Source organism: Aeromonas sp. Y318-1 (genome assembly GCF_027706125.1).
Classification (GTDB): Bacteria; Pseudomonadota; Gammaproteobacteria; order Enterobacterales; family Aeromonadaceae; genus Aeromonas; species Aeromonas hydrophila.
This window is the reverse complement of sequence record NZ_JAPDCM010000024.1, coordinates 1-19,116: the sequence shown is the minus strand read 5'-3', so window position 1 is coordinate 19,116 and position 19,116 is coordinate 1. Positions and strand designations below refer to the sequence as shown.

At 59.7% G+C, this 19,116-nt stretch carries 20 protein-coding genes; 15 read left to right on the top strand and 5 right to left on the bottom strand.

All coding sequences use genetic code 11. The features are described from left to right. The first annotated feature begins 8 nt into the window (after nt 1-8). From rsmG to glmU, 13 genes are all read left to right on the top strand, one after another. A complete protein-coding gene (gene rsmG, locus OKB87_RS22720) occupies nt 9-635 on the top strand; it encodes a 16S rRNA (guanine(527)-N(7))-methyltransferase RsmG (protein ID WP_085734434.1) in 627 nt (208 codons plus the stop codon). A 26-nt stretch (nt 636-661) separates the two neighbouring features. Beyond that, complete coding sequence (locus OKB87_RS22715) at nt 662-1,465, top strand: ParA family protein (protein ID WP_139749249.1); 804 nt, start codon at nt 662-664, stop codon at nt 1,463-1,465. Then, nucleotides 1,462-2,370 (top strand): ParB/RepB/Spo0J family partition protein, encoded by a 909-nt coding sequence (locus tag OKB87_RS22710; RefSeq protein WP_011707915.1) that lies wholly within the window; start codon nt 1,462-1,464, stop codon nt 2,368-2,370. The genes OKB87_RS22715 and OKB87_RS22710 overlap by 4 nt, the downstream gene beginning before the upstream one ends. Before the next feature lie 190 nt (nt 2,371-2,560). Continuing rightward, nucleotides 2,561-2,971, top strand: coding sequence for an ATP synthase subunit I (locus OKB87_RS22705; RefSeq protein WP_017410469.1), 411 nt, complete (start codon nt 2,561-2,563; stop codon nt 2,969-2,971). A gap of 8 nt (nt 2,972-2,979) precedes the next feature. Next, a complete protein-coding gene (gene atpB / locus OKB87_RS22700) occupies nt 2,980-3,762 on the top strand; it encodes a F0F1 ATP synthase subunit A (RefSeq protein ID WP_011707913.1) in 783 nt (260 codons plus the stop codon). 58 nt (nt 3,763-3,820) lie between these two features. Next, nucleotides 3,821-4,063, top strand: coding sequence for a F0F1 ATP synthase subunit C (atpE, locus tag OKB87_RS22695; RefSeq protein ID WP_005307205.1), 243 nt, complete (start codon nt 3,821-3,823; stop codon nt 4,061-4,063). Between the two features lie 52 nt (nt 4,064-4,115). Then, nucleotides 4,116-4,586, top strand: a complete 471-nt coding sequence (gene atpF, locus OKB87_RS22690) for a F0F1 ATP synthase subunit B (protein ID WP_011707912.1) — start codon at nt 4,116-4,118, stop codon at nt 4,584-4,586. Between the two features lie 13 nt (nt 4,587-4,599). Further along, nucleotides 4,600-5,133, top strand: a complete 534-nt coding sequence (gene atpH / locus OKB87_RS22685) for a F0F1 ATP synthase subunit delta (RefSeq protein WP_011707911.1) — start codon at nt 4,600-4,602, stop codon at nt 5,131-5,133. Nucleotides 5,134-5,148: 15 nt separating this feature from the next. Further along, nucleotides 5,149-6,690, top strand: a complete 1,542-nt coding sequence (gene atpA, locus OKB87_RS22680; protein ID WP_011707910.1) for a F0F1 ATP synthase subunit alpha — start codon at nt 5,149-5,151, stop codon at nt 6,688-6,690. A gap of 43 nt (nt 6,691-6,733) precedes the next feature. Continuing rightward, the gene (atpG, locus tag OKB87_RS22675; protein WP_011707909.1) at nt 6,734-7,600 is read left to right on the top strand and encodes a F0F1 ATP synthase subunit gamma; all 867 of its coding nucleotides are present in this window, start codon (nt 6,734-6,736) and stop codon (nt 7,598-7,600) included. A gap of 33 nt (nt 7,601-7,633) precedes the next feature. Continuing rightward, nucleotides 7,634-9,022: a F0F1 ATP synthase subunit beta gene (gene atpD / locus OKB87_RS22670; RefSeq protein WP_005307215.1), complete on the top strand. Its 1,389-nt coding sequence runs from the start codon at nt 7,634-7,636 to the stop codon at nt 9,020-9,022. Between the two features lie 18 nt (nt 9,023-9,040). Next, nucleotides 9,041-9,469 (top strand): F0F1 ATP synthase subunit epsilon, encoded by a 429-nt coding sequence (locus tag OKB87_RS22665; protein WP_005307217.1) that lies wholly within the window; start codon nt 9,041-9,043, stop codon nt 9,467-9,469. Between the two features lie 94 nt (nt 9,470-9,563). After that, nucleotides 9,564-10,925, top strand: coding sequence for a bifunctional UDP-N-acetylglucosamine diphosphorylase/glucosamine-1-phosphate N-acetyltransferase GlmU (gene glmU / locus OKB87_RS22660; protein ID WP_270828579.1), 1,362 nt, complete (start codon nt 9,564-9,566; stop codon nt 10,923-10,925). Between the two features lie 50 nt (nt 10,926-10,975). Here glmU and creD read toward each other — a convergent pair whose 3' ends face one another. The 4 genes from creD to blrA form a co-directional block, all read right to left on the bottom strand. After that, on the bottom strand, nt 10,976-12,337 hold the full coding sequence (creD, locus tag OKB87_RS22655) for a cell envelope integrity protein CreD (protein WP_270828578.1): 1,362 nt from the start codon (nt 12,335-12,337) through the stop codon (nt 10,976-10,978). Nucleotides 12,338-12,455: 118 nt separating this feature from the next. Next, a complete protein-coding gene (blaOXA, locus tag OKB87_RS22650; protein ID WP_270828577.1) occupies nt 12,456-13,250 on the bottom strand; it encodes an OXA-12 family class D beta-lactamase in 795 nt (264 codons plus the stop codon). Between the two features lie 76 nt (nt 13,251-13,326). After that, nucleotides 13,327-14,748 (bottom strand): beta-lactam sensor histidine kinase BlrB, encoded by a 1,422-nt coding sequence (gene blrB, locus OKB87_RS22645; protein ID WP_263681032.1) that lies wholly within the window; start codon nt 14,746-14,748, stop codon nt 13,327-13,329. Between the two features lie 34 nt (nt 14,749-14,782). Next, a complete protein-coding gene (blrA, locus tag OKB87_RS22640; protein ID WP_045526001.1) occupies nt 14,783-15,457 on the bottom strand; it encodes a beta-lactam response regulator transcription factor BlrA in 675 nt (224 codons plus the stop codon). Nucleotides 15,458-15,580: 123 nt separating this feature from the next. Here blrA and OKB87_RS22635 point away from each other — a divergent pair, with 123 nt between their 5' ends. Then, nucleotides 15,581-16,354, top strand: a complete 774-nt coding sequence (locus OKB87_RS22635; protein WP_270828576.1) for a DeoR/GlpR family DNA-binding transcription regulator — start codon at nt 15,581-15,583, stop codon at nt 16,352-16,354. 55 nt (nt 16,355-16,409) lie between these two features. Further along, nucleotides 16,410-18,242, top strand: coding sequence for a glutamine--fructose-6-phosphate transaminase (isomerizing) (glmS, locus tag OKB87_RS22630; protein ID WP_017410462.1), 1,833 nt, complete (start codon nt 16,410-16,412; stop codon nt 18,240-18,242). Nucleotides 18,243-18,306: 64 nt separating this feature from the next. Here glmS and OKB87_RS22625 read toward each other — a convergent pair whose 3' ends face one another. Next, a complete protein-coding gene (locus tag OKB87_RS22625) occupies nt 18,307-19,062 on the bottom strand; it encodes a helix-turn-helix transcriptional regulator (protein WP_429076815.1) in 756 nt (251 codons plus the stop codon). Nucleotides 19,063-19,116: the final 54 nt, after the last annotated feature.

The following is a 19,116-nucleotide window of genomic DNA, read 5'->3' as shown; positions in this document are numbered from 1 at the left end:
TGCAAAACATGCTGGAAAGATTGAACGGCCTGCTCATGCAGGCCGGAATTGTTATCACCGATACCCAAAAGACCCAGTTGGTTCAGCTTGTCGAGTTGCTGCACAAGTGGAACAAGGCTTACAATCTCACCTCGGTACGAGATCCGGACGCCATGCTGGTCAAGCATATCCTCGATAGCCTGGTGGTGAGCCAGCACCTGCACGGTGAGCGCTTCATCGATGTGGGCACCGGCCCGGGCCTGCCCGGCCTGCCGCTGGCGATCATCAACCCGGACAAGCAATTCGTGCTGCTGGACAGCCTGGGCAAGCGGATCAACTTCATCCGCCAGGTGATCCTGGAGCTGGGTTTGACCAACGTGACGCCGGTCAAATCCAGGGTCGAGGAGTATCAGCCCGAGGTCGGATTTGACGGCGTGCTGAGCCGGGCATTCGCCTCGCTGGAAGACATGCTGAGCTGGTGTCACCATCTGCCGTCGGCCCAGGGCAGCTTCCTGGCGCTCAAGGGACAATTCCCCGAGCAGGAGCTGGCCCAGTTGCCCGCCAACATCCATCTGGTCGCCTCCCATCAACTGGTGGTACCGGAGCTGGAAGGCGAACGTCATCTGCTGGAATTCAAACATATCCAGCCCGAATAGGGTCGCAGTTTCATTTAGGGGACAGTGTGGGAAAAGTCATCGCCATAGCCAACCAGAAGGGTGGAGTGGGTAAAACCACCACCTGTGTGAACTTGGCCGCCTCCATGGCCGCTACCCGCCGCAAGGTGCTGGTGATCGATCTGGATCCGCAGGGCAATGCCACCATGGGCAGCGGTGTCGACAAGTACGACGTCGAGCGCACCGCCTATGAGCTGCTGATCGAGGACACCCCCATCGGCGAGGTGATCATCCCCGAAACCTCCGGGGGCTATCACCTGATCGCCGCCAACGCCGACGTGACCGCAGCCGAAATCCGGCTGATGGAATTCTTCGCCCGCGAGATCCGCCTGCGCAATGCGCTGGCCTCGGTACGGGACAAATACGACTACGTCTTCATCGACTGCCCGCCTTCTCTCAACATGCTGACCGTCAACGCCATGGCCGCCGCCGATTCCGTGCTGGTGCCCATGCAGTGCGAATACTATGCGCTGGAGGGGCTCACCGCCCTGGTCGACACCATCAGCAAGCTGGCAGCCGTGGTCAACCCGGAGCTGAAGATCGAGGGGGTGCTGCGCACCATGTTCGATCACCGCAACCGGCTGGCCAATGATGTGTCCGATCAGCTTAAACAGCACTTCGGGGACAAGGTCTATCGCACCATCATTCCCCGCAACGTAAGACTGGCTGAGGCGCCGAGCTTCGGTGCGCCGGCCATGCACTATGACAAATCATCGGTGGGCGCCAAGGCCTATCTGGCTCTGGCTGGCGAGATCCTGCGCCGTCAGGAGCAGGAACGTCAGGTGACCATCGCAGACCGAGAGAGCATATGACGCCGAAAAAACGTGGGCTGGGCAAGGGGCTGGACGCTCTGCTCAGTACCAGCACGGCCGCGCGCCAGAAACAGGTGATGAGCGACCAGCGCACCGAGCAGGCCATGGCCCCGACCAACCAGGGCGAGCTGCGCAAGCTGCCGGTGGAGTGGCTGCAATCCGGCAAGTACCAGCCGCGCAAGGATATGTCGCAGGATGCGCTGGAAGACTTGGCCAACTCCATCCGTGCCCAGGGGGTGATCCAGCCCATCGTGGTGCGTCCGCTTGGCGAGCACTCCTTCGAAATCATCGCCGGTGAGCGGCGCTGGCGCGCCTCCCAGCTGGCCCGCCTCGAGGTGGTGCCCTGCCTGGTCAAGGACGTGCCTGACGAGGCGGCCGTCGCCATCGCGCTGATTGAGAACATCCAGCGCGAGGATCTCAACGCCATCGAAGAGGCGGTCGCCCTGCAGCGACTGCTGACCGAATTCGAACTGACCCATCAGCAGGTGGCCGAGGCGGTGGGCAAGTCCCGCACCACGGTCACCAACCTGCTGCGCCTCAATCAGCTCAACGACGATGTGAAGCGCTTCGTCGAGCACGGCGACCTCGACATGGGCCATGCTCGCGCACTGCTGGCGCTGAGCGGCCAGGCCCAGTCCGAACTGGCGAAACTGGTGGCCCAGAAGGGGCTGACAGTGCGAGATACCGAGAAGCTGGTGCAAAAAGCGTTGGAACCGGCAAAAGCCAAGGTCGAGCCCGTCCGTGATCCCCAGTTTGGTTATCTCGAGCGCCAGATTTCAGAAAAAATTGGCAATCAGGTACAACTTCAGCCGGGAAAACAGGATAGCGGTAAGTTAGTAATAAGTTACGAGAACTTGGCAGATTTGGACCGGGTATTGGGCTATTTTGGCCTGTCAGAAACGTGATTTTTACGCTTTTTGTAGTAATAAAACATCCATTCCTTTTGATATGAACATAACCTTAATTCTGTGCGGAAAGCCGCAAAAATTAAGGATTTTTGTCATGTTGCAATAGCTGCCTTCAAGGGTATAATTTGACCGGCTTTTTGGGCTGTAAACGCGGGGTCTTCGGATCCCGATTTTTTACAGTTCTGTAATGTTCAGGGGTAGGTTGGTGAAGCAGAAAATAGCCTTGGAAGGTTTAACGCTGGCCTTGGCTATGCTCGTTTGTCAGCTCGTCCTGATCCTGGCGATCAGTACCGTCTGGTTTTATCAGACCGGTGCGTTTGCCGGACGCTCCTCCCTCTTCGGGGGGGGCATGTACTGGGTTCCTCAAGCCCTGTTCACGCTCTGGGTTCTGCGCCGCAAGGTGACGAAGGAGAGTGTGGGCCTGGTTCTGCGGGACTTTTATGGTGGGGCAGGGATTAAGCTCATTACTACAACAGGACTTTTCGCCCTGATGTTTGGCGCCGGGATCGAGGTCGATACCGTCTCGTTCTTCGCCACTTATATCCTCGCCCTCGTTGTACAGTGGATAGTCTCATTCACGCTTAACAACCACTATTAGGAAAACTCATGTCTGCAACCGGAGAAGTCCTGACTCCTCAGGGATATATCTCCCACCATCTGACCCATCTGCAAGTCGGGTCTGGGTTCTGGACGGTGAATATCGATTCCATGATATTTTCCGTCTTGCTAGGCGCTCTGTTTATCTGGTCGTTCCGCCGTGTCGCCGTCAAGGCTACCAGCGGTGTGCCCGGCAAACTGCAGTGCTTTGTGGAGATGCTGGTCGAGTTTGTGAGTGGTAACGTCAAGGACATCTTTCACGGTCGTAACAAGGTCATCGCACCTTTGGGCCTGACAGTGTTCGTGTGGATCTTCCTGATGAACCTGATGGATCTGATCCCCGTTGACTTTATCCCCCACGCTGCACAGTTGATGGGTGTTCCCTATCTGCGTGTGGTTCCCTCTGCTGACGTTAACATCACCATGTCCATGGCTTTGGGCGTGTTCTTCTTGATCCTGTACTACAGCATCAAGGTCAAGGGTATCGGCGGGTTCGTGAAGGAGCTGACGCTTCAGCCTTTCAACCACCCGGCGGCCATCCCGGTTAACCTCATCCTGGAAACTGTTACGCTGATTTCCAAACCTGTTTCTCTGGGTCTTCGACTGTTCGGCAACATGTATGCTGGCGAACTGATCTTTATCCTGATTGCGGGTTTGCTACCCTGGTGGTCACAGTGGATCCTGTCCGTGCCTTGGGCAATTTTCCACATCCTGATCATCACTTTGCAGGCGTTTATCTTCATGGTGCTGACCATCGTCTATCTGTCGATGGCACAAGAAGACCATGGTTGATGCAACTCAAATAATCCTTTTTATACAATCAATTACATCTAAATAAATGGAGATCCTCATGGAAAACTTGAACATGGACCTGCTGTACATCGCTGCTGCAATGATGATGGGTCTGGCGGCTATCGGCGCGTCCATCGGTATCGGTATCCTGGGTGGCAAGTTCCTGGAAGGCGCTGCTCGTCAACCTGACCTGATCCCTGTTCTGCGTACCCAGTTCTTCATCGTGATGGGTCTGGTGGATGCGATCCCGATGATCGCCGTTGGTCTGGGTCTGTACGTGATGTTTGCGGTTGCTGGCTAAGTCTCAACGACTCCCGGACATAACCCATTAACTAACTAAGAGGACATAGGCTGTGAATATCAACGCCACCCTCCTCGGCCAAGCAATTGCTTTTTTCATCTTCGTAGTGTTTTGCATGAAGTACGTATGGCCGCCGCTGATGGCAGCCATCGAAGCCCGTCAGAAAGCCATTGCTGACGGTCTCTCTTCCGCGGAGCGTGCCAAGAAAGATCTGGATTTGGCCAAGGCCAACGCCACCGATCAGCTGAAAGAAGCCAAGCTCCAGGCTGCAGAAATCATTGAACAGGCTAACAAACGTAAAGCCCAGATCATTGATGAGGCTGCTGCCGGTGCCCACTCTGAGCGGGAAAAAATCCTGGCTCAGGGCCGTGCCGAGATCGAAGCTGAACGTCATCGTGCCAAAGAAGAACTGCGTAAGCAGGTTGCTGCTCTTGCCATTGCTGGTGCAGAGAAGATCCTGGCGCGTCAAATCGACCAGGCTGCCAACAGCGACATCGTCGACAAACTGGTAGCAGAACTGTAACGGGAACGGGGCTATGTCTGAACTGACTACAATCGCTCGCCCCTACGCCAAGGCTGCTTTCGAGTTTGCCGTTGAGCACAAGGCGGTTGACCAGTGGCTGGGGATGCTCGGCTTCGCTGCACAAGTAGCGGAGAACGAGACCATCCACAACCTGGTAAACGGCTCTGTGGCTGCTGAAGAACTGGCAAGTATCTTTGTCGGTATCTGCGGTGAGCAACTCGACGAGCATGGTCAGAACCTGATCCGGGTGATGGCTGAGAATGGTCGCTTGGGTGTGCTGCCGGCGGTCGTTGCTGAATTCGTCGCGTTCAAGGCTGAACTGGATAAAGAAGTTCAGGCTGACGTGATTTCGGCGATCGAACTGACCGACCAGCAGAAAGCCAATATTCAGGCTTCTCTGGAACAACGTCTCGCGCGCAAAGTGAAGCTGAATTGCAGCATGGATGCGTCCTTGATGGCCGGGGTGCTCATCAAGGCCGGTGATCTGGTTATCGACGGTACAGTCCGCGGTAAGCTGGATCGCATGGCTGACGCGCTGCAATCTTGATTGGGGTATTAGAGCATGCAACTGAATTCCACTGAAATCGCCGAGCTGATCAAGCAGCGCATTGCGCAGTTTGATATCAAGAGCGAAGCGCGTAACGAAGGTACCATCGTCTCTGTGAGCGACGGTATCATTCGTATTCACGGCCTGGCCGATGCCATGCAAGGTGAGATGATCGAGCTGCCGGGCAACCGCTACGCTCTGGCATTGAACCTGGAGCGTGACTCCGTCGGTGCGGTGATCATGGGTTCCTATGACGGTCTGTCAGAAGGAATGAAAGTAAAAGGGACTGGCCGCATTCTGGAAGTGCCGGTCGGTCGTGGTCTGTTGGGCCGGGTGTTGAACACCCTGGGTCAGCCGATCGACGGTAAAGGTCCAATCGACAACGACGGCTTCTCGCCGATCGAAGTGATTGCACCGGGCGTTATCGAGCGTAAGTCTGTTGACCAGCCGGTCCAGACCGGTCTGAAAGCCATCGATGCCATGATCCCTATCGGTCGTGGCCAGCGTGAGCTGATCATCGGTGACCGTCAGGTTGGTAAGACCGCCATCGCGATCGACACCATCATCAACCAGAAAGACTCCGGCATTAAGTGTGTCTACGTTGCGATTGGCCAGAAGGCCTCCACCATCGCCAACGTGGTGCGCAAGCTGGAAGAGCACGGCGCCCTGGCCAACACCATCGTGGTAGTTGCCTCTGCTTCCGAAGCTGCCGCTCTGCAGTACCTGGCTCCGTATGCCGGCTGCTCCATGGGTGAGTACTTCCGTGACCGCGGTGAAGACGCGCTGATCATCTATGATGACCTGTCCAAGCAGGCCGTAGCTTATCGCCAGATCTCCCTGCTGCTGCGCCGTCCGCCAGGACGTGAAGCTTACCCGGGTGACGTTTTCTATCTGCACTCCCGTCTGCTGGAGCGTGCTGCTCGCGTCAACGCCGAGTACGTAGAGAAGTTCACCAATGGTGCCGTGAAAGGCCAGACCGGTTCTCTGACCGCGCTGCCGATCATCGAAACCCAGGCGGGTGACGTATCTGCATTCGTACCGACCAACGTGATCTCCATCACCGATGGTCAGATCTTCCTGACCTCACAGCTGTTCAACTCCGGTATTCGTCCGGCGGTTGACCCGGGTATCTCCGTATCCCGTGTGGGCGGTGCTGCTCAGACCAAGATCGTCAAGAAGCTGTCCGGTGGTATCCGTACCGCGCTGGCCCAGTATCGCGAACTGGCGGCATTCGCCCAGTTCTCCTCCGATCTGGACGACGCAACCCGCAAGCAGCTGGACCACGGTCAGAAAGTGACCGAGCTGATGAAGCAGAAACAGTACTCTCCGCTGAGCGTGGCTCACCAGTCTCTGGTGCTGTTCGCCGCGGAAAAAGGCTATCTCTCCGATGTCGAGCTGAACAAGATCGTCGACTTCGAAGCCGCTCTGCTCTCTTACGCCAATACCCAGCATGCTGAGCTGATGGCTGAAATCAATGCCAAGGCCGACTACAACGACGCGATCGTTGGCAAGCTGACTGCGTTGCTGGATGACTTCAAGGCAACCCAGACCTGGTAAGCGTGTGTGGCAGCGCGAGCTGCCACCTGATGGAGAGTAAGAGATGGCCGGCGCAAAAGAGATACGTAACAAGATCGGGAGTGTGAAAAACACTCAGAAGATCACCGGCGCTATGGAAATGGTGGCAGCAAGCAAGATGCGCCGTGCGCAAGATCGCATGTCTGCCAGCCGTCCGTACGCTGAAACCATGCGCAAGGTGATCGGCCATATCGCTCAGGGGAACTTGGAATACAAGCACCCCTACCTCATCGAACGTGAGGTCAAGCGAGTGGGTTACATCGTCGTCTCCACCGACCGTGGCCTGTGTGGCGGTTTGAACATCAACCTGTTCAAGGCTGCCCTCAATGATATGAAGCAATGGAGCGCGAAAGGAGCCAAGGTTGACCTGGCTCTGATCGGCAACAAGGCCTCCAACTTCTTTGAACGGCACGGCGCCAAGGTGAAAGCTCATGTCGCAGGACTGGGCGATAACCCGAGCGTCAATGACCTGATTGGTTCAGTCAAGGTCATGCTGAAGGCTTACGACAACGGTGAGATTGACAGGCTGTATCTGGTGTACAACAAGTTCGTCAACACCATGGTTCAGCAACCACGAGTCGATCAACTGCTGCCTTTGCCCGTAACTGAAGACAGCAAGCTCGCCAAGAAACACCACTGGGATTACCTCTATGAGCCGGATCCCAAGCAACTGCTGGATACCCTGCTGATTCGCTATGTCGAATCCCAGGTCTACCAGGGGGTAGTGGAAAACTTGGCAAGTGAACAGGCAGCCCGAATGGTTGCCATGCAAGCCGCGACTGACAACGCCGGTAACCTGATTAACGATCTGCAACTGGTATACAACAAGGCCCGTCAGGCCAGTATTACCCAGGAACTGACAGAGATCGTATCCGGTGCTGCTGCGGTGTAAGGCAAGGGTTATCAAAGGTTTAGAGGATTTGACATGAGTAACGGTTTCATCGTCCAAATCATCGGCGCTGTGGTGGACATCGAGTTCCCGCAAGATGCCGTGCCCCAGGTGTACGATGCACTGAAGGTTGTCAGCGAAGGTCAAGGCCAGGGTCTGGTGCTGGAAGTTCAGCAACAGATCGGTGGCGGCGTCGTTCGTTGCATCACCATGGGCTCCTCCGACGGTCTGCGTCGTGGGTTGGAAGTAGTGAATAGCGGTAAATCCATCCAGGTGCCGGTCGGTGTATCGACTCTGGGTCGGATCATGAACGTACTGGGCGATCCGATCGACGAAAAAGGTCCGATCGGTGAAGAAGAGCGTTGGTCCATCCACCGCGCGGCTCCCAGCTACGAAGATCAGTCCAACAGCAACGACCTGCTGGAGACTGGCATCAAGGTTATCGACCTGGTATGCCCGTTCGCCAAGGGTGGTAAGGTTGGTCTGTTCGGTGGTGCCGGTGTAGGCAAGACCGTAAACATGATGGAGCTGATCCGTAACATCGCGATCGAACACAGCGGTTACTCCGTGTTCGCCGGTGTAGGTGAGCGTACCCGTGAGGGTAACGACTTCTACCACGAGATGATGGAGTCCAACGTACTGGACAAAGTATCTCTGGTTTACGGTCAGATGAACGAGCCGCCCGGAAACCGTCTGCGCGTGGCGCTGACCGGTCTGACCATGGCCGAGAAGTTCCGTGACGAAGGTCGTGACGTGCTGTTCTTCGTGGACAACATCTACCGTTACACCCTGGCCGGTACTGAAGTATCCGCACTGCTGGGCCGTATGCCCTCCGCAGTAGGTTACCAGCCGACCCTGGCCGAGGAGATGGGCGTTCTGCAGGAACGTATCACCTCCACCAAGACCGGTTCCATCACCTCCGTACAGGCCGTTTACGTGCCTGCGGATGACTTGACCGACCCGTCTCCGGCGACCACCTTCGCCCACCTGGATGCGACCGTCGTACTGTCCCGTCAGATCGCGGCACTGGGTATCTACCCGGCCGTTGACCCGCTGGACTCCACCTCCCGTCAGCTGGATCCGCTGGTGGTTGGCAAGGAGCACTACGAGACTGCTCGTGGCGTTCAGACCGTACTGCAGCGCTACAAAGAGCTTAAGGACATCATCGCCATCCTGGGTATGGATGAACTGTCAGAAGAAGACAAACTGACCGTAGCCCGTGCCCGTAAGATCGAGCGTTTCCTGTCCCAGCCGTTCTTCGTGGCAGAAGTGTTTACCGGTTCCCCGGGCAAATACGTGCCGCTGAAAGAGACCATCCGTGGTTTCCAGGGCATCCTGAAAGGCGAGTACGACGATCTGCCGGAGCAGGCGTTTTACATGGTTGGCAGCATCGACGAAGTTGTCGAGAAAGCCAAGAAACTGTAAGCCTCGATAGGAGGGCCCATGGCAGAGATGATCTCCTTTCACCTGGACGTGGTGAGCGCTGAAGGAAAACTGTTTTCCGGTCGCGTGCAGTCCGCTCAGGTATCAGGCTCCGAAGGTGAGCTGGGTCTCCGCCACGGTCATGCTCCGTTGCTGACTGCCATCAAGCCGGGCCTGGTCCGCTTGGTGAAGCAGAATGGAACTGAAGAGGTGCTGTACATCTCCGGCGGCATGCTGGAAGTACAACCCGAAGCCGTGACCGTGCTGGCGGACACCGCGATTCGTGCCGACGATTTGGATGAGGCGAAAGCCCAGGAAGCCAAACGCGCGGCGGAAGAGCGGATCCACAGCTCCCATGGTGATATCGACTACGCCCAGGCCGCTACCGAGCTGGCCAAGGCGATGGCTCAACTGCGGGTCATCGATATCGTCAAAAAGAATTACCGTTAATAACGGTGAGGTAAAAAGCGACCTGCGGGTCGCTTTTTTTTTACTCGTTGGATAGACTCCGCCGAGTATTTCTTCATGTTCCAAAGGTCGAATTATGTCTCTCAACGTCGTGATCCTGGCTGCGGGTAAAGGTACCCGTATGCGCTCCTCCCTGCCCAAGGTGCTGCACCCGGTCGCCAACAAGCCGATGGTTTCCCATGTGATCGAGACTGCCCGCAAGGTCGGTGCCGAGCAGCTGCATCTGGTGTATGGCCACGGTGCCGAACTGCTGAAGGAGCGGATCCAGGCATCCGACCTGAACTGGGTGCTGCAGGCGCAGCAACTGGGTACCGGCCACGCCGTCGCCCAGGCCATCCCGTTCTGGCAAGACGAAGACGACGTGCTGGTGCTCTACGGCGATACCCCGCTGATCCAGCCGGAAACCCTGCAGCGGCTGCTGGCCGCCAAGGCAAGCGATGGCATGGCGCTGCTGACCGTGGTGCTGGACAACCCGACCGGTTATGGCCGCATCGTGCGCCGCAATGGCCAGGTGGTCGGCATCGTCGAGCAGAAGGATGCCAATGCCGAGCAGCTGGCCATCCGCGAAGTGAACACCGGCGTGCTGGTGGCCAACGGTGGCCAGCTGCGCAGCTGGCTGTCGCGTCTGGACAACAAGAATGCCCAGGGCGAGTTCTATCTGACTGACGTGATCGCCATGGCCCATGCCGACAACTGCCCCATCGCCGCAGTCCACCCGGACGACGCCATGGAAGTGGAAGGGGCCAACAACCGGGTTCAACTGGCCCAGCTCGAGCGCAGTTACCAGAAGATGCAGGCCGAGCGGCTGATGATCGCCGGCGCCACCCTGATCGACCCGGCCCGCTTCGATCTGCGCGGCACCCTGGAAATCGGGGAAGAGGTGGTGATCGACGTCAACGTCATCATCGAAGGCAAGGTGGTGCTGGGCAACCATGTCCGCATCGGGGCCGGCAGCGTGCTGAAGGATTGTGTGATCGGCGATCACACCGAGGTGAAACCCTACTCGGTTATCGAGGGTGCACAGGTGGCAGATCAGTGCTCAGTGGGTCCGTTTAGCCGCTTGCGCCCGGGGGCGGTTCTGGAGCAGGATGCGCACGTTGGCAACTTCGTCGAGATGAAGAAGGCCCGTCTTGGGGTTGGTTCTAAGTGCGGTCATCTGACCTATCTGGGGGATGCCGAAGTAGGTGCCAAGGTGAACATCGGGGCCGGCACCATCACCTGCAACTACGACGGGGTGAACAAGTTCCAGACCATCATCGAGGACGACGTCTTCGTCGGCTCCGATACCCAGCTGGTGGCGCCGGTGCGCATCGGCAAGGGGGCGACCCTGGGGGCCGGCTCCACCATCACCAAGGACGTGGCCGAGAATGAGTTGGTGATCACCAGGGTACCCCAGCGTCACATCAAAAACTGGGCTCGCCCGGTCAAGAAGAAGTGATGCCCGATCAATGAAATGCAAACCGGCGCCTGATGGCGCCGGTTTTGTTTTCAGTTCTCCTGCCCGCTGGCGGGGGGCGTCGGGGCGCTTCCCATCACCCGATACCAGTCCAGCTTGCGGGTCAGCACCATGACCAGCGCCAGGATGGTGAACAGCAGCAGGGCGCCGAGCAGCAGGGCTATCTCCTCGGCCTGCAGCAAGCCGAACAGGATGGCGTAGACCAGCCCGAGCAGGGCCGCGAAGCCGAGCCCCTGTTTGGGGCCACCCAGCACATGGCTGAGGTAGAAGCCGTTGAGGGCCACGCTGGCCAGGGCGGCAATCAGATAGGCCCAGGCAAAGCCGAGGTGTTCGGTCAGGGCCAGCAGCACCAGATAGAAGATGGCCAGCCCCATGCCCACCAGGGCGTACTGGATCGGGTGCACCCGCAGCCCCTTGAGCAGCTCGAACATGAAGAAGCTGAGGAAGGTGAGGCCGATGAACAGCAGCGCATACTTGGCGGCCCGCTCGTTCTGCTGGTAGTGATCCACCGGCTGCACCAGGCTGACGCTGAAGGCAGGCAGATCGCCGCTGGCACCCTTCATCATCCGGTTGAAACGGCTCTCCATGTCGGTGGCAAACCAGCTGCTCTGCCAGCTGGCCTCGAAACCGCTGGCGGTAAGGGTGCGGCTGCCCGGCAGAAAGTCACCGATGAAGTTGGGGTGGGGCCAGTTGCTGGCGAGGTTGAGCCTGCTGTCCTGGCCGATCGGCACCACTTCCAGCTGGTTCATCCCCTGCAGATCCAGCTCGATGTGAAAGGCGCCGTCTGCTCCCGGCAGGGTGGCAAGCGGTGCATGGATGCCGGCCAGCCCGTCACCCAGTAGGGCGCCGGGAGCAAACGGGATGCGTTGTTCCCCCAGTTGCAGCTCAGGCACCCGGTTGATGCCGCGGGCATCGGACAGCACCAGGCTCAGATAGGGTTTGCCTGCCACCAGGGCGGGATCGGCGCCATCGACGGTCAGATCCGGCTCGCCGCTGATCAGGGTTTTACCGTTCAGTTCGGCAGGCAGTCGCCCGGAGAGGGAGAGCCGGGTGTGATAGACCTGGGCCTGGTAGATACCGAGCTTGCGCGGGGTCACTTCCATGCTGGCCTGCACGTCCAGCTGCTCCGGCAGCAGGTAGCGGTAGAGCTGCAGCTTGCGCTCGAAGCGCTTGCCATCCTGCTCCACCGTGACGGTGCGGGTATAAGGCTGCACCACGACCGGCCCCAGCAGTCGCTGCGGGCCGCTGCTGCTGGCCATGATGCTGTGGATGGCCTGGCTGCGATAGGCCTGGCGCTCCCGGTTCAGCTCCATGATGGATTGCACCGGCACCATCAGCAGCAGGCTGAGCAACAGCAGCAGAAAGATCTTGTGGCTGAATATCTGTTTGACCATGACACGTCTCCTTGTTGATGGCTCCGAGTGTGACGGTCATGGGTGAAGGGGAGATGGGGTTGTGTGAAGCGGGGGTGAAGGGGGATAAAAAAACCGGCGCCTGGCGCCGGTCTGGGTATCACAGAGTTTTCAGTTTGGCCGGCAGGGCGGCCAGCACCTCTTCCTTGGCCTTGAGCGAGGCGAACTGTTTGCCGGGTTTCTGCACCACGGTGTGGACGAAGATGAGCTGTTTGCCCGGCTTGCTGGCCCAGCCGACGAACCAGCCGATCTGCTGCTCCCGGTTGAGGCTGCCATCCAGCTTCTTCGGGTAGCCCATGCCGGTCTTGCCGTGGATCTGCCAGCCGTCTATCTCGCTCACCTTGAGGATGTTGGCGGTGTACTGCAGGGTCTGCGCCGACACCGGCAGCTTGCCGCTCACCATCTTGCCGAGGAAGCGGGCCTGCTCCTGTGGACTGATGGCAAGGCTGGAACTGAGCCAGGCCTGGGTCAGGCCGTCGTGCTTGCCAGGATTGCCGGAGAGATCCCGGTTGCCGTAGTCAAAGCGGTCGACGTACTGCTGGAAGCGCTCCATCCCCAGCCATTCGGTGATCTGCTGGGAGAACCAGACTACCGAGTAGGTTTCCCAGCGGCGCGGGGTGGTGGTCTCCCGCCAGGCGGGCAGCCAGTCGTCGTAACCGGGTTTGAAGGGCAGTGCCGGGTGCTCTTCGTCCACCAGAAAGCCGCTGTCGTAGCCCATCAGCGCCAGCGGGATCTTGAAGGTGGACGCGGGTGGCAGCTGGCTTGAACAATCTCCTTCGCTGGAGAGGGTCTGGCCGTTGCCATTGGCATAGAGAAAGCAGCCGGTGGCGGCGCTGGCCGGCAGCGAGAACAGCAGGCCTGCACCGAGCAGGCCGGATAACAGAAGGCGGGACATGGGGGTCTCCTTGAGCACATAGAGTTCGCTGGGAAAACATCAGCATAGCGCCGCTTTATGTGGCCAGTGTGAAGTGTCAGCCCGCCGGCAACCAGAGCTCGGCCAGTACCCCGCCGTCAGGCTGGTTGGCGAGGGTCAGCCGACCACCGTGCTGGCGGGCCACCTCGGTGGCGAAGCTGAGCCCGAGGCCGCTGCTCTTGCCCTTGTCGGGTCTGGGCAGCGAATAGAAGCGCTCGAAGATGCGCGGCAGGGCGTAGTCCGGAATGCCGGGCCCCTGATCCCGTACCCGGAAGCAGTAGCCTCCCTCCTCCATGGCCCCGCTCAGCGCCAGGGTGCCGCCGACGGGGGAGAAATCGAGGGCGTTGTCCAGCAGGTTGCCGAGCGCCTGTTCCACCAGCAGCGAGTCCCACTTCTGTTTCTGGGCCTCCCCCAATTCGGCGTGCAGGGTCACCTGGCGGCGCTGGGCCAGGATCTGGCGGGCATCGAGCACCCGTCTGCCCAGCCTGGCCGGCTCGACGGCCTGCCTGTCCAGCCCCTGCCCCGACTCCAGTTTGGCCAGCTGCAGCATGCGCTCGATCAGCTGCTGCATGCGGGCCGTCTCCAGATTGATGTTGCCGATAAAACGGGTAGCCACCTCGGGTGGCGGCGCCTCGGCCAGGATCTCCCCTGCCCCGCGAATGGCAGCCAGCGGGCTCTTGAGTTCGTGGGTCAGGCTGTGCACATAGGCTTCGATGTAGGCCTTGCCGTCCAGCTGGCGACGCATGGTTTCCAGGGAGCGACCGAGCCGATCCAGTTCCGGGCTGTAGAGGCGTGGCAGGCTGGCGGGCTGACCCTGGCTGACGGCATCGGCGTAGTGCACCAGCTTGCCGATGGCGCGGTTGAGCCACCACACCAGCAGGGCGCCGATCAGCAGCGAGATGAACAGCAGCAGGGCCGCCCCCTGCAGCAGCTGGTGTTCGCTGCGCTCTATCATGGGCAGCAGGGTACGGTTGGGCTTGGCGACGGTGAGGGAGCCGAGGATGTCGTCCCCCTCCCGCAGTGGCGCGGCCACGTGCATCACCGAACTGGCGGGATCGTCGGGGTCGCTGCGGGTGCTGCGGGCGCCGTATTCCCCGCGCAGGGTGCGATAGACGTCGTTCCAGCGCGAGTAGTCCTTGCCCAGATCCACCCCGTCCGAGTCGTACACCACCTTGCCCCAGCGATCGACCACATAGATGCGGTACTCCGCCTGCTGTTTGAGGTGGCCGTCGATCAGGGCGTTGATGGGGCTCTGGTTGAGGCGGGCGAAGGCGCTGGCCAGACGGCCATCCGCCATCTTGCCTTCCTGCAGGTCATCCAGCGCCAGCGGTGCCAGCATCTGGGCCATGTCCACCAGGGTATCTTCGGTGGCGCTGCGCACCCCGGGTTTGATCTCCTCGACGAAGATCTCCAGCACGAACCAGGCGGCCAGCGCGAAGATCAGCACCAGCCCGCACAGCAGTTGCAGCCCGATCCTCATGGTGTCCTCCGGCCGGTGTCAGGCCATCCTCTGTTCATGCCAGCTCCAGGCTGTAGCCGAGTCCGCGATGGGTCAGGATCAGGTTGGCGTGGGGATCCCGCTCCCGCAGCTTGGCGCGGATGGTCTTGATGTGGGTATCCACGGTGCGCTCCAGGCTCTCCTCCGCCCCGCTCCACACCAGATCCATCAGCTGCTGGCGGGAGTAGACCCGGCCCGGCGCCTGCATCAGGGTCTTGAGCAGCAGGTATTCGTAACGGGTAAGCGCCAGCGGCTGGCCGTGAAAGCTGATGCGGGCCCGCTCCTCGTCCAGCGCCAGCAACTGGCTCGGTGGGGGCGTGGCCGGCTGGCTGCGGCGCAGGATGACCCGCACCCGGGCGCACACCTCCCGCGGCGAGAAGGGCTTGGCCACATAGTCGTCGGCCCCGATCTCCAGACCGATCAGCCGGTCTATCTCCTCGCTGCGGGCGGTGAGAAACATCAGCGGGGTATCGCACAGTGCCCGAACCTGCTTGCACAACTCGAAACCGCTGATATCCGGCAGCCCCACATCCAGGATCAGAAAGTCGGGACGCGTCTGTTCCAGTCGTGCCAGCAGCGGTTGGCCGAGGGAAAACCACTCCACCTCGAAACCGTCGGTCTGCAGCGCGTAAATCAAGGTGTCGGCGATGCTGGCTTCATCTTCCACCAGCCAGATGGTTCGTTTTTGCATGGCATCCTCGTCGCAAATCAGCTGCCCCATTCTGGCATCGAACCAAATCGGATCCTATTTGCCGTTTGATTTTTTCATAAAAGGTATTAATATTTCGCCATTCTTTCGAATCGAAACTTAAAGATGACCAAACGTAATACTCAGCAGCGCCGTCACACCATAGTGAGCCTGGTGCAGGAGCAGGGTGAAGTGAGCGTCGATGCCCTGGCCAAACACTTCGCCACCTCCGAAGTGACCATCCGCAAAGATCTGGCGGTGCTGGAGACCGGTGGCCTGCTGCTGCGCCGTTACGGCGGTGCCGTTCCCCTGCCCTCCGAGATGGTGGCGGAGAGCAATCCCGAGCAAGTTTCGAAACGAAAGCTGGCGATCGCCCGTGCCGCCGCCGAACGGATCCGTGATCACAATCGCGTCATCATCGACAGCGGCAGCACCACCAGCGCCATGATCCCCATGCTGGGCAACAAGCGCGGCCTCATCGTGATGACCAACTCCCTCAACGTGGCCGGTGCTCTGCGCGAACTGGAGAACGAACCCACATTGCTGATGACCGGCGGCACCTGGGATCCCCACTCCGAGTCCTTCCAGGGGCAGGTGGCGGAGCAGGTGCTGCGCTCCTATGACTTCGACCAGCTGTTCATCGGTGCCGACGGCATCGATCCGGAACGCGGTACCACTACCTTCAACGAGCTGGTGGGCCTCTCCCGGGTCATGGCCGAAGTGTCGCGGGAGGTCATCGTCATGGTGGAGTCGGAGAAGATCGGCCGCAAGATCCCCAATCTCGAACTGCCCTGGTCCGGCATCCATACCCTGGTGACCGACGAGGGGCTGGCCAGTGCGGCCAGAGAGCAGATCCAGGCCAGGGGGATCCAGCTGATTTGTGCCCCCGTGGCCGTTTGACCTGAACAAACCAATATCCAACCGAATTAACGTCTTACGTCTCAAGGAGAAGTGTATGTGTGGCATCGTCGGGGCCGTCGCCCAACGTGATGTGGCTGAAATCCTGGTAGAGGGCCTGCGCCGTCTGGAATACCGTGGCTACGATTCGGCCGGTGTCGCCGTGTTCAGCGCCAACCAGCCGCTGCAGCGGGTGCGTCGGCTGGGCAAGGTGGCCGAGCTGGCCAAGGCGCTGGAAGAGCAGTCCGTCCACGGTGGTACCGGCATTGCCCACACCCGCTGGGCTACCCATGGTGAGCCGTCCGAGCGAAACGCTCACCCTCACGTCTCCGAGCATATCGTGGTGGTGCACAACGGCATCATCGAAAACCACGAAGAGCTGCGTGAAGAGCTCAAGGCACTGGGCTATGTGTTCAGCTCCGACACCGATACCGAGGTGATCGCTCACCTGGTGCACCATGAGCTGAAATCGGCCCCCAGCCTGCTGGCGGCCATGCAGGTAGCGGTGAAGCAGCTGCGCGGCGCCTACGGTACCGTGGTGATGGACAGCCGTGATGACAGCCGCGTGGTGGTGGCCCGCTCCGGCTCCCCGCTGGTGATCGGTCGCGGTATCGGCGAGAACTTCATCGCTTCCGACCAGATGGCACTGCTGCCGGTGACCCGCCGCTTCATCTTCCTGGAAGAGGGTGACGTGGCCGAAGTGACCCGCCGCGACGTGCACATTTTCGATACCCACGGCGAGGCCGTGGTGCGCGAAGAGCTGGAGTCCGAGCTCTCCCACGATGCCGGTGACAAGGGTGAATACCGTCACTACATGCTGAAAGAGATCTACGAGCAGCCCAAGGCCATCACCAATACCCTGGAAGGTCGTCTGGGTTCGGATCACGTGGTAGTCGAGTCGTTCGGCAACGGCGCCCGCGCCATCTTCGACAAGGTCGAGCACGTCCAGATCGTCGCCTGCGGCACCTCCTACAACTCCGGCATGGTGGCGCGCTACTGGTTTGAAGAGATCGCCGGCGTCTCCTGCGACGTGGAGATCGCCTCCGAGTTCCGCTACCGCAAGTCGGTGGTGCGCCCCAACAGCCTGCTGGTGACCCTCTCTCAGAGCGGCGAGACCGCCGACACCCTGGCCGCCCTGCGGTTGGCCAAGGAGTCCGGCTACATGAGCTCGCTGGCCATCTGCAACGTGCCGGGCTCTTCCCTGGTGCGTGAATCGGATCTGGCCTTTATGACCCGGGCCGGGGCAGAAATCGGGGTGGCTTCCACCAAGGCATTCACCACCCAGCTGGCCGGTCTGCTGATGCTGGTGGCCTCGGTCGGTCACTGCCGTGGCAACCTGAGTGCCGCCGCCGAGGCCGAGCTGGTCAAGGCGCTGCAAGCCCTGCCGCTGCGCATCAAGGAGAGCCTGGCGCTGGCCAAGGATATCGAAGCCTTGGCCGAAGAGTTTGCCGACAAGCATCACAGCCTGTTCCTCGGTCGTGGCAGCCAGTACCCCATCGCCATGGAAGGGGCACTCAAGCTCAAAGAGATCTCCTACATCCACGCCGAGGCCTATGCCGCCGGTGAGCTCAAGCACGGCCCGCTGGCGCTGATCGATGCCGAGATGCCCATCATCGTCGTGGCGCCGAACAACGATCTGCTGGAGAAGCTCAAGTCCAACGTGGAAGAGGTGCGTGCCCGTGGCGGTATCCTCTACGTGTTCGCCGATGCCGATGCCGGCTTCAAGAGCGACGAGACCATGCGGGTGATGAGCCTGAACCACGTGGAAGAGATGATCGCGCCGATCGTCTATACCGTGCCGTTGCAGCTGCTCTCCTACCACGTCGCCCTCATCAAGGGCACCGACGTGGATCAGCCGCGCAACCTGGCAAAATCCGTGACCGTGGAATAAGCCACCGCCGGAAATGAAAAAGAGCCGCATTGCGGCTCTTTTTGTTTGTCTGCTCGAGTGGCTGTTATGACAGCCGCAGGTTGGTGATGGTCACGTCGTCCAGCGAGGGCACTATGATGCCGCTGGAGATGCTCTTGGCGATCGCCTGGTTGCGGTTCTTCGAGTCGGTCTTGTTGGTGACCTGATTAAGGTGGAAGTTCACGGTCCGCTCGCTGATGCCGAGGATGGTGGCGATCTCCCAGGAGGTCTTGCCCTCGCTGGCCCAGAACAGGCACTCCTTCTCCCGATCCGACAGCTCGGTCAGGTACTTCATCAGATCCGGCCTGCTCTTTATCAGCTGCAGCGCCGAGTTGAAGATGTAGCTGGCGCAGAACGACAGCAAGGGAACGTTTTCAAACATCAGATCGGAATTGGACTTCTCCTTGCTGATGAAGGAGAGAATGCCGTGTTCCCCCTGCGGCGTGTGCAGCGGGAAGGAGACGCCGTTTCTCACCCCGAAGTCGGCGGCCAGGTTCATCACCTCCCGGCTGGCGCTGGGCAGCCAGGGAGAGTCGCAGTCGAGCTTGTTCCAGAAGATGGGCTGGGTCTGCTTCAGTCCCAGGAAGACGACAGGATCCTGGGTCAGGTAGTGCCGCTCCGAATAGGCATCGAACCAGCTGGTGGGGCAGTTGTTGAACAACGCCACATGGGATTTCTGCATGCTGATGGGGAAAATAATCAGCAAACGGAAGTAATCAAAGCCCATCTGATGACTGAAGCGCTCCAGCTGCTGCTGGATGTCGCTGGTCTTCTTGGCCGGCACTGTTGCAAAGTTAGCGATGAGGCAGCCTTTTGTCTTATTCAAAGGCCTTACATTTCAAAAACTCTGCTTACC